We start from the raw sequence: 10,034 nt of genomic DNA, 5'->3' as shown, positions 1-10,034 counted from the left end.
TGGCAGAAATCAACCCCGATTGGGCGGGACAAAAGGTATATATGCTCAGTCCGTTTGAGCCTTACGAGGTTTATATAGGCTATAATACTACCGAATATCATAATGAGTATACTGCTACGAATTGGTTAGCCTTTAAACTGACTGATGATAACAAGTTTGAGTTTCTGGGAAAAGAAGGATTTTTTGAAAGAACAGCCATTCACGACTGGGATTTCAATTCCGAAGAAGAAAAGGAATTTCAAGAAATGCAGAAAGGCTACGAGAAAAGTAAAGCAAATTTCGAGAAATACGGTTCATTAATTAATTTATATTCTCCTGAATACTACGGAAAACTGAATAAAGTGAACTACTTAAACAGATTGGGGGGAGATATATGGGACGGAAATTGGACTACAACTATTGAAAGTGATGAATATCCGAAAGCATTTGATATGAAAATAGAAATAGGTAATGACCTCCCTAACGATGGGATTAGTATAACCTATCAAGGAAACCCTTTCTATTTTATTGCAGAAACGGCAAGTTACGATTGGTATGGTGGCGGTATCGATGCTATCATTATGTTTTACGAGCCCGTAAGCCGTATCGTACTATTCACTTTTGATTATTCGTAAATTGATTAAGCAATTTAAATATATTAACAATTTAATTAAATCATTAATTGCCCGTGCGGCTCGTATCGAATGAAGACACTCATTATAGTAACACACCCTCATATAGAGGATTCTCTCATCAACAAACGTTGGATTGAGGAGCTCGAGAAATACCCAGAGCAATATACCATACATCAGTTGTACAAAGCATATCCCGACGAATATATCGACGTCAGGAAGGAACAACAACTGATAGAGCAGTACGACCAAATTGTATTTCAGTTTCCGCTCTATTGGTTTAGTATGCCACCGTTGTTAAAGAAATGGCAAGACGAAGTTCTTACCTACGGTTGGGCTTACGGGAGCAAAAGCGGCTATAAAGTAGGTGGCAAAAAGGTAACGCTTGCCATTTCGGCAGGTATTGATGAGCGTGAATATGCGCATAACGAAAAATATAAATACACCCTTAAGGAATTATTACGTCCTTTTGAACTCACATTCGAATACATTCACGCCGATTTTCGTCCGTTTTTTGCCTATTACGGCATCGAGCTGAACAGTACAACCGAATGGATAGAGAGAAGCGTACCGCTATACCGTCAGTTTTTAGAAGAATTTGCCAAACAATAATTAGTTTATATATCTTTTCAAAGTTTTAAATCTTAAAGTTTAACACTTCTGACGGCTAATTTAGACAGAAAATCAAGGCTTTTGGTACGTTTGTTGTGGCATTATTTCTTAACAAATCATAACCGAGATTCATTATGAATAAAAGAATTAAAGGACTTGCTATTGCAAGTTTACAGAACCACGAACATTACGGGTTCGTAACCGAAGTAAAATTGGCATTAGAACAAGCCAATATTGAATCGCTCGCTACCCTTTTGGGTAAGTTTACGCCTTTGGTAGAGGAGGAAAACAAATCGCTTGAGGTGGTTGCCAAGAGTGAGCACACGCATCGCTTGAAAGAATTAGACCGCAATCGCGACAATATGTTTCGAGGGCTTTCGGCTTGCGTGAACGAAGCCTATTACAGTCCTACGAAAGAGGAACGCGAGGCGGCAGTGCTTATTAAGATATTGCTCAAAACCTATGGCAATATCATTTCCGAGAGTTTCGAGTCGCAACACAGCAAGACACAAAACCTCATTCAAGACCTTCGCGCCGATAAGTATGCGGCAGCGGTTAAGAAGATTTCGTTAGCGCGATGGGTGAATTGGCTTGAAGAAGCCGAGAACACCTTTATGGAGCTCTACCGAACACGCCGCGATGAGCGGGCTTCTACTATCGCAGGGACTCGCGCACTCAGGCTCATTCGCAAAGACATCGATGTGGTATATCGCGAAATCATTATGCACCTCAATGCTCTTGCCGTGATACAACCCACCGAAGCCCTCAATCAGCTTATTGCACGTATCAATATTCATATTGATAAGCTCGTAGCGCTGAAAGCAAGTAGGTCTACACGTGCCAAAAAGAATCCCAAAACGGCAAGCAATGGCACCAAAGAGAGTTAAAAACAACTCATTTACACGTATCAACGGTACGTAAATTATTCAACAAGGAGTAATTTACGTACCTTTACGATACGTTGATTTTGTAAAAATAGTAATGAAATTAATACTAACAACAATATTATGTGGTGTTTTTTATCTTTCTATGGGACAAAATACACTATCGAATAACGAAAATGAAAATATGAAAAGATTATTTTTAACCTCATCATTCAGTTCAGTATCCAAATTGTTTGAAGATTTTGCAGGAGAACCAGTAAATGGAAAGAAAATCGTATTTATTCCAACAGCAAGTTTGGTAGAAAAAGTGCGTTTTTATGTCGATGATGATAGAAAAGCCTTTGAAAAATTAGGGATTATCATAGAAGAATTAGAAGTTTCTACCGCTACTACTGAAGAAATAGCCACAGCATTAGAACGAAATGATTATATTTTCATTTCTGGAGGGAATACGTTCTACCTAATGCAGGAACTAAAAAAGAAAGGAGCTGACAAACTACTTATGGAACAAATTAATAACGGAAAGTTGTACATAGGTACTTCGGCAGGTTCTATCATTGCTTCTCCTAATATTGAGTTCGTTAGTGATATGGATGAAACTAAAAAAGCTCCAGAATTAACTGATTATTCAGGATTACATTTGGTAGATTTTTACTTTTTGCCTCATTATTTGAACTTTCCATATAAGGAAGTTACTCAAAAAATAGTAAACGAATATTCACAGAAAGTAGATTTGCGACCTATTTCTAACAATCAAGTAATTACCGTTTTAGGTAATGAAATAAAAACACTTGAAAAACCTAAACGAGCAACTAAGAAATAGAAAGTTTTGTTGTGTTAGTTTCTCAATATTCCCCTTTGAAATTTATTAGAGGAAGGTTTTTAAATATATTCCTTTACACTTTACTATAATGAAAGCGTAGAAAAAAGTCAAAAATTGCTATTAAATAAATAATTTATATGAAAAATATATTATTAATATTAGTTTTAAGTGTCTTTTCTATAAGTTATGCACAGAATAAAAATACTAAAAAAATGGAAAAACAAGTGTATATAGTACACGGATATGGCGCCACACCTGATAATCATTGGTTTAAGTGGTTGGAAGAAGAATTAAAAAAGCATAAAATTAAAGCCTATCGTGTTGCAATGCCTTCTCCTGATAATCCAAACGTTGATGATTGGATAGCAACACTTAAAAAACAGGTGAATGTAACACCTCAAACAGTAATAGTAGCGCATAGCTTGGGTACGATTACTACTCTGGATTTCCTATTGGAGAGCAAAAAAGAACCTAAAGGTATCGTACTCGTATCGGGATTTTATGAACCAGTACCCAATTTCGAGAGCTTAAACCCATTTGTAGAGAAGTTTTCAAGTTTCAAACATTTACCAATGGTAGGTAAAGCAGTGGTTATTTCGGCTATAGATGACGATATAGTACCCACTCAGCTAAGTGATAATCTCTCTCGCTTGCTCAATTGTGAGTTTATTCGTCTTCCACAAGGGAAACACTTTCTCGACCGAGGAGGATATACTGAATTTCCATTAGTGAGAGATAAAATATTAGATATCTTTAAGGAGAAATAACAACAATTTATGCCCAACATCTTATTGCAACAATTAGAAAACGCACTTCCCACAGGAATGCAAATCCCTGAAGAACTCCGCCAACTCTATCAGTGGATAGAAGATAACGGGTATTATGAGGACAGAGACGATGGTGTACGTTACGGATATCTATACCCTAAAAATCCTTTTAGGAATACGTACTTAGATGACGTAAACGTAGATATCGATATTGCCTTTTATATGGAAGAAGAAAACTTTCGTAAAGAACTCTTAACCATTTCTTTTGGTAAGAATGCCGACGATGCTGCTCAGCGTTTTTTGCAAATAGCCGAAAATATATACAATGGTTCTATGGTAGCTTTGTGGTTGGACTACAGAGGAACAACCCAAATAGTCCGTTGTGTGAATACGGTTGAAGAGGCAGGCAACTGGGAAGTGGTAAAAAAGCAATTGAATTTCAATAAAGTATCTATTCGCACAAAAGGAATAGATATTTTTGTACCAATGAACTCAGAGGATAGTGGCTTAAATGATGATTTTGAAGGTTGGTATGATGCGATGATGTATGAATCGTAAAGAAAAATGAAAAATATTTTATTACAACAATTAGAAAATGCCCTCCCTGAGGGAATGCAAATCCCTGAGGAACTCCGCCAACTCTATCAGTGGATAGAGGACAATGGTTATTATGAGGACAGAGATGGCGTGCGTTATGGCTATCTATATCCGTGGGATAAATTAGAAGAAAGCTGGACAGATGATGAGCGAGAAGGAGGTACCATTATTACTTTCAATGTAGATGAAGAATCCTATCGTAATGAGCTATTAGAAATACAATACAAACAGCACGCCGAGAAGATAAAGCGCCGTTTGCTCGTCTTTGCACGCAGTGGTGCCGATGGTTCGGAATGTGCCTTGTGGCTCGACGATGAAGGGCGTACCCAAATCGTGCATATCGGGTCGGGTTCAGGCTCTATGATGACCTGTATATTGGTGAAAAACGCCTTGGATTTCTTGCGCCTTTTAGCCATTGGCTATGATGAAATTTGTTGGGACGAGTATTATCCACTCCCTCCTAACAGTGATAAGAACGAAATGTTCGTCCACCCCAATACACAATACCAAGAATGGGTGCAAAATACGTTTCATACCACTATCCCCGCAATAGGATTAGAAGTGGTAACCCCTCATAATATGGACGACGAAGCAACCGATGACCCTTTCTTAAATTGGTTTTATGAGATGACAGATGAGTAATAAGAAGTGATTATGCATCTTTATGCTACCTATAATCAAATGAAAAACAGCTATGGGAGATAGAAATACAGAAAAAAAGTTATTTCGAGACAAACTTTTAAAAGGTTTAGACGTTGCTTACAAGCGAATGATAGCCGAAAAGCGGAAGAATAATCAAAAGATTGTGGTGCGCCGTGAGGGTAAAATCGTTACTATTAATCCGTAGAGAAAAGCATTAAATACTAATTACAAACATCAATTATTTTTTTATTATTGCATTCTTATTAAAATATTTTTAGTAATTTTGCCTCACCTTTACAATAATGATTAAGATTAAAAAGCTATGGGACTAAAATTTTTAGAAGAAATTAAACAAGGCATCAGAAGCGCCTCATTGAAAAAGAATATTATCTGTTATTACATCAATAACGGAGATGATACACTTGCCGACCTTGGTAAAGAACTGAACTTCAGTGTGCCTACCGTTACTAAAATGGTGGGCGAACTGATAGAAGATGGTATAGTGATGGACTTTGGGAAGATGGAAACCCCAGGAGGTAGACGTCCTAATATCTATGGATTGAACCAAAGTTCGGGATATTTTATAGGTGTAGATATCTCTCAAAAACGCGTTCATATAGGGCTTATCAACTTTAAGGGAGATTTGATAGATGAACAGATGGATATCTCTTTTGAGGAAGCGCATCCTCACGAGCGTTTTGAACGTTTATGTGAAATAATTGAAGATTTTATGAGCCATACAGTGGTGCCTAAGGACAAAATACTGAGTATTGGCATTAATATTTCAGGGCGTGTGAACCCTCAAACGGGGCATAGTTATAGTTTCTTTTATTTCGATGAACGTCCGCTTACTGAAATGTTTGAAGAAAAATTGGGTATAGATGTCTCTATTGATAACGATTCGCGTGCGATGGCTTATGGTGAATATATTAAAGGGCGCGTACAGGTTGAAAAAAATATCATCTACGTGAATGTAGGTTGGGGATTAGGCTTAGGAGTCATCGTTAATGGGCAGCTATATTATGGGAAATCGGGCTTTTCAGGTGAGTTTGGGCATATTACTGCCTTTGAAAACGAGATATTATGCCACTGTGGTAAGAAAGGTTGCTTAGAAACAGAGGCTTCGGGCTCTGCTCTTTATCGTAAATTCTTGGAAAAACTTCATAACGGTCAATCGTCTTTACTTACTCAACAGAAGGAAAATGAAGACGAAATTACACTCAACGATATCATAGATGTAGCTTTGCAGGAAGATATATTGGCTATAGAACTTATTGAAGAGGTGGGAAATACGTTAGGTAAACACGTGGCGGGTCTCATCAACCTATTTAATCCTGAATTGGTGATTATTGGTGGTACTCTTGCCAATGCAGGCGACTATTTGATATTGCCTTTGCGCAGTGCTATCAAGAAGTATTCTTTGAATTTAGTGAATAAAGACTCTTCGATAAAAGTATCAAAATTAGGTGATAAGGCGGGTCTATTAGGTGCAAGTCTTCTCGCCCGTAGTAAATTTATAGGATTGATATGAGAGAGCAACAACTTCAGGCTTTTGGGAGACTCCTCGATATAATGGACGACCTGCGTGCGAAATGTCCGTGGGATAAGAAACAAACAATACAATCGTTGCGCCATCTCACTATTGAAGAAACTTATGAATTGGGCGATGCTATCCTCAGTGGCAATCTGCAAGAAGTGAAGAAAGAACTTGGTGATTTGTTACTTCATATCGTTTTCTATGCCAAAATAGGTAGTGAAACGGGTGATTTTAATATTGCTGATGTGGCAAATGGTGTGTGTGAAAAACTCATTGAACGGCATCCGCATATCTATGGAGATGTGAAAGTAGACAACGAAGACGATGTAAAGCGCAATTGGGAAAAAATAAAACTCAAAGAAGGTAACAAGAGCGTACTAGGAGGTGTGCCTAAAAGTTTGCCTGCATTAGTAAAAGCTACTCGTATACAAGACAAAGTGGCAGGTGTAGGCTTCGATTGGGATAATATAGACGATGTTTTTGCGAAGATAAAAGAAGAAATAGATGAGCTACACGCCGAAGTAAAAGCGCAAAAACAGACAAATATTGAGAGTGAGTTTGGCGATGTTCTTTTTAGTCTTATTAACTATGCCCGATTTTTGAAAGTAAATCCTGAAGATGCCTTAGAGCGCACTAATCGTAAGTTTATAACTCGGTTTCAATACTTGGAACAACGAGCCAATGAGAAGGGAAAATCACTCAAAGATATGACCTTACAAGAAATGGAAACTTATTGGCAAGAAGCTAAGAAAATAGTAAAACAATAAAAAACAATGGCAATACAAAAACCAAGCATACCTAAAGGTACTCGTGACTTTTCACCAGCCGATGTGGCTAAACGCAACTTTATTATTAACACTATTAAAAATACTTTTAACGCTTTTGGATTTCAGCCTATCGAAACGCCCAGCTTTGAAAATTACGATACATTGATGGGTAAATATGGCGAAGAAGGCGACCGTCTTATCTTCAAGATACTCAATTCAGGTGATTTTACACAAGGAGTTAAACAAGACGATTGGGAAACTAAGAATACTCAGAAGCTCACTCCCCAAATATCAGAAAAAGCACTCCGTTATGACCTTACAGTTCCTTTTGCACGCTATGTAGTACAACACCAAAATGAACTGACTTTCCCCTTTAAACGTTATCAAATTCAGCCTGTTTGGCGCGCCGACCGTCCGCAAAAAGGACGTTTCAGAGAGTTTTACCAATGCGATGCCGATGTAGTAGGCAGTATCAGCTTGTGGCAGGAAGTGGAGTTCGTACAGCTCTACGACACCGTGTTTACAGCGCTCAATCTTAAAGGGGTGACTATTAAGATTAACAACCGCAAAATTCTCAGCGGTTTTGCCGAAGTGATAGGGGAGAGTGATAAACTCATCGACTTTACCGTAGCTCTCGATAAGCTCGATAAAATAGGCGAAGAGGGTGTTATCAAAGAAATGATGGAAAGAGGTATCAGCCACGAAGCTATTAGCAAGCTACAACCTATTTTTGCACTTAAAGGAGCTCTTGCTGAAAAGCTCACGGCTCTGAAAGAGATACTAAAAACTTCTGAAACGGGGTTGAAAGGTATTGAAGAGGTGGAGTTTATAGCACAACAAATACAGCGGCTTACCTTACAAACAGCTATTTTAGACCTCGATGTTACCCTCGCACGTGGACTGAATTATTACACAGGAGCTATCTTTGAGGTTGCTGCTCCAGCGGGAGTACAAATGGGTTCTATTGGTGGAGGGGGACGTTATGACGACCTTACGAGCATCTTTGGATTGAAGGGGATAAGTGGTATAGGTATCTCGTTTGGTTTAGACCGCATAGGATTGGTGATGGAAGAACTGAATCTTTTTCCTGAATCACTGAGCAATAGCATAGAAGTGCTTTGTATAAATTTTGGCAATAACGAAGCTTTACAGAGTATGAAACTATTGAAAGAGTTGCGTAAACTCGGAAAAAGAGCAGAACTCTACCCCGATGCAGCTAAGATTAAAAAGCAAATGGAATATGCTAATAAGCGAAGCATTCCGTTTGTAGTGATGATTGGGGAAAGCGAGCTCTCCAAAAATACTTTTGTATTGAAAGATATGCTTAAAGGCACTCAAAAAGAATATAATTTTAATGAGGTAAATGAAGCATTATTTCAATAATATGAATCATAGAATATATATAAAGGGACTGATATATTATCAGTCCCTTTTTTATTGTATGCTTTGTTTGATTGTTGTTTAAACAATAACTGATAATAAGAGGATAGATTTACTTCACTATTATCTGAACCGTATCTGAAGCCACTTGTTTAAGCAGCACTTCTTTGTTCATTTCCACTTCTTTAATAGCCTCTTCCGTAGCGTGGCGAATGGTATAAAGTGTTACGTTCTCAGTTACCGATACCTTAAAGCGTTCTTCCAATTTTTCTAAAAGTTCAGTTAAGGTATCGAATTTGTTGTCTACACATACTGAAAAACTAATAGCCGAGTTCTGTATCACACTTACTTTCATCTTAGTCTTATGCAAATTCTTGAAGATATAGCTAATACCCTCTTCCATTATAAATGAAAAGTCAAGTGAAGAGAGAGAAAGCAGTATTTGTTCTTTCTTGAGGATAAAGCAAGGTACCTTTGGAGATAATTCAGCTACATTACACACAGCGCTTCCTTCAGCGGTAGGATTTAAAAACGAACGTACATAAAGAGGGATTTCCTTTTGTTGGAGTGGTTGTAGGGTTTTTGGGTGTATTACTGAAGCGCCATAAAAAGCGAGTTCTATAGCTTCCTTATAAGGGATTTTATGCAAGAGCTCTGTATGCTGAAAATATCGAGGGTCGGCATTGAGAACGCCAGGAACGTCCTTCCATATCGTTACACTTTCAGCATTTAAACAATAGGCAAAAATAGCCGCTGTATAGTCTGAACCTTCACGCCCTAAGGTAGTAGTGAAGAAATTTGCATCGCTTCCTAAGAAACCTTGTGTGATGTTCAGTAATGATTTGTTAATATGCGTGCGAATGTTACTTTGTGTTTCTTCCCAGTCGATAGAGGCATCACGGTAATTACTATCTGTTTTTACGAGATTACGGACATCTATCCACGTGTTTTTAATACCATTGTCATTCAGATATTGACTGATAATAGTAGTAGAAATGAGTTCACCAAAGCCAATCACTTGGTCATATACAAAACTGTGTTTCGGCGATTTGTTGCGTTCTAAAAACGAAGTGAGCTCTGCAAACAAGCCATCTACTTTCCAATACACAGGGTGATTTTCATCGGTAAATAGTTCGCGAATGATATGGTAATGAAAGTCTTTTATCAGCTGAATGCTTTCCGAAAGTTTTTCTTGTTCTTTAAAATAGCTATTTACCACTACTTCTAAAGCATTAGTGGTTTTTCCCATTGCTGAAATGACGATGAGCGTATTAGCATAGCCTACCGTTTCTAATATTTTAGCGACATTGCGCACGCCTGCAGCATCTTTTACTGAGGCGCCTCCAAATTTAAATATCTGCATTTCTTTTAGATATGAGGTAAAGTCTGCGACAGCAGAGTATGGTAAGAGGTA

General features: G+C 37.9%; 12 protein-coding genes. 11 read left to right on the top strand and 1 reads right to left on the bottom strand.

The window, feature by feature from the left end:
* From HMPREF9072_RS05500 to hisS, 11 genes are all read left to right on the top strand, one after another.
* Positions 1 to 614: hypothetical protein (locus tag HMPREF9072_RS05500; protein WP_009410930.1), on the top strand; the 614-nt coding region annotated here is incomplete at its 5' end.
* Between the two features lie 69 nt (positions 615 to 683).
* Entirely contained in the window at positions 684 to 1,223 is a 540-nt protein-coding gene (locus tag HMPREF9072_RS05495) for an NAD(P)H-dependent oxidoreductase (protein WP_009410929.1), read from the top strand.
* Between the two features lie 134 nt (positions 1,224 to 1,357).
* The gene (locus HMPREF9072_RS05490) at positions 1,358 to 2,110 is read left to right on the top strand and encodes a DUF6261 family protein (protein WP_009410928.1); all 753 of its coding nucleotides are present in this window, start codon (positions 1,358 to 1,360) and stop codon (positions 2,108 to 2,110) included.
* A gap of 181 nt (positions 2,111 to 2,291) precedes the next feature.
* Positions 2,292 to 2,930 carry a peptidase E gene (locus HMPREF9072_RS05485; protein ID WP_034566211.1) on the top strand — a complete coding sequence of 213 codons (639 nt, stop codon included), beginning with the start codon at positions 2,292 to 2,294 and terminating at the stop codon, positions 2,928 to 2,930.
* Positions 2,931 to 3,142: 212 nt separating this feature from the next.
* Complete coding sequence (locus tag HMPREF9072_RS05480) at positions 3,143 to 3,697, top strand: alpha/beta hydrolase (protein ID WP_034566209.1); 555 nt, start codon at positions 3,143 to 3,145, stop codon at positions 3,695 to 3,697.
* A gap of 9 nt (positions 3,698 to 3,706) precedes the next feature.
* Positions 3,707 to 4,255 (top strand): SMI1/KNR4 family protein, encoded by a 549-nt coding sequence (locus tag HMPREF9072_RS05475; protein WP_009410925.1) that lies wholly within the window; start codon positions 3,707 to 3,709, stop codon positions 4,253 to 4,255.
* 6 nt (positions 4,256 to 4,261) lie between these two features.
* On the top strand, positions 4,262 to 4,936 hold the full coding sequence (locus HMPREF9072_RS05470) for an SMI1/KNR4 family protein (protein WP_009410924.1): 675 nt from the start codon (positions 4,262 to 4,264) through the stop codon (positions 4,934 to 4,936).
* Positions 4,937 to 4,988: 52 nt separating this feature from the next.
* On the top strand, positions 4,989 to 5,141 hold the full coding sequence (locus HMPREF9072_RS12340) for a hypothetical protein (RefSeq protein ID WP_002673339.1): 153 nt from the start codon (positions 4,989 to 4,991) through the stop codon (positions 5,139 to 5,141).
* Positions 5,142 to 5,258: 117 nt separating this feature from the next.
* A complete protein-coding gene (locus HMPREF9072_RS05460; protein ID WP_009410923.1) occupies positions 5,259 to 6,467 on the top strand; it encodes an ROK family transcriptional regulator in 1,209 nt (402 codons plus the stop codon).
* Positions 6,464 to 7,240 (top strand): nucleoside triphosphate pyrophosphohydrolase, encoded by a 777-nt coding sequence (gene mazG, locus HMPREF9072_RS05455; RefSeq protein WP_009410922.1) that lies wholly within the window; start codon positions 6,464 to 6,466, stop codon positions 7,238 to 7,240. The genes HMPREF9072_RS05460 and mazG overlap by 4 nt, the downstream gene beginning before the upstream one ends.
* A gap of 6 nt (positions 7,241 to 7,246) precedes the next feature.
* Positions 7,247 to 8,623 (top strand): histidine--tRNA ligase, encoded by a 1,377-nt coding sequence (hisS, locus tag HMPREF9072_RS05450; protein WP_009410921.1) that lies wholly within the window; start codon positions 7,247 to 7,249, stop codon positions 8,621 to 8,623.
* 109 nt (positions 8,624 to 8,732) lie between these two features.
* On the opposite strand, the gene HMPREF9072_RS05445 is transcribed toward hisS, so the two are convergent.
* A complete protein-coding gene (locus HMPREF9072_RS05445) occupies positions 8,733 to 9,983 on the bottom strand; it encodes an aspartate kinase (protein ID WP_009410920.1) in 1,251 nt (416 codons plus the stop codon).
* Between the last annotated feature and the right edge of the window lie 51 nt (positions 9,984 to 10,034).

It is taken from the genome of Capnocytophaga sp. oral taxon 324 str. F0483 (genome assembly GCF_000318315.2).
Classification (GTDB): Bacteria; Bacteroidota; Bacteroidia; order Flavobacteriales; family Flavobacteriaceae; genus Capnocytophaga; species Capnocytophaga ochracea.
Note: the sequence above shows the minus strand (reverse complement) of the source record. Positions and strands in the feature narration are given on the sequence as shown.

Excerpts from the sequence above, each read along its gene's own strand:
- hisS (WP_009410921.1), top strand. The coding sequence starts at position 7,247 with ATGGCAATACAAAAACCAAGCATACCTAAAGGTACTCGTGACTTTTCA.
- mazG (WP_009410922.1), top strand. The coding sequence starts at position 6,464 with ATGAGAGAGCAACAACTTCAGGCTTTTGGGAGACTCCTCGATATAATG.
- HMPREF9072_RS05495 (WP_009410929.1), top strand. The coding sequence starts at position 684 with ATGAAGACACTCATTATAGTAACACACCCTCATATAGAGGATTCTCTC.
- HMPREF9072_RS12340 (WP_002673339.1), top strand. The coding sequence starts at position 4,989 with ATGGGAGATAGAAATACAGAAAAAAAGTTATTTCGAGACAAACTTTTA.
- HMPREF9072_RS05490 (WP_009410928.1), top strand. The coding sequence starts at position 1,358 with ATGAATAAAAGAATTAAAGGACTTGCTATTGCAAGTTTACAGAACCAC.
- HMPREF9072_RS05470 (WP_009410924.1), top strand. The coding sequence starts at position 4,262 with ATGAAAAATATTTTATTACAACAATTAGAAAATGCCCTCCCTGAGGGA.
- HMPREF9072_RS05475 (WP_009410925.1), top strand. The coding sequence starts at position 3,707 with ATGCCCAACATCTTATTGCAACAATTAGAAAACGCACTTCCCACAGGA.
- HMPREF9072_RS05445 (WP_009410920.1), bottom strand. The coding sequence starts at position 9,983 with ATGCAGATATTTAAATTTGGAGGCGCCTCAGTAAAAGATGCTGCAGGC.
- HMPREF9072_RS05460 (WP_009410923.1), top strand. The coding sequence starts at position 5,259 with ATGGGACTAAAATTTTTAGAAGAAATTAAACAAGGCATCAGAAGCGCC.
- HMPREF9072_RS05485 (WP_034566211.1), top strand. The coding sequence starts at position 2,292 with ATGAAAAGATTATTTTTAACCTCATCATTCAGTTCAGTATCCAAATTG.
- HMPREF9072_RS05480 (WP_034566209.1), top strand. The coding sequence starts at position 3,143 with ATGGAAAAACAAGTGTATATAGTACACGGATATGGCGCCACACCTGAT.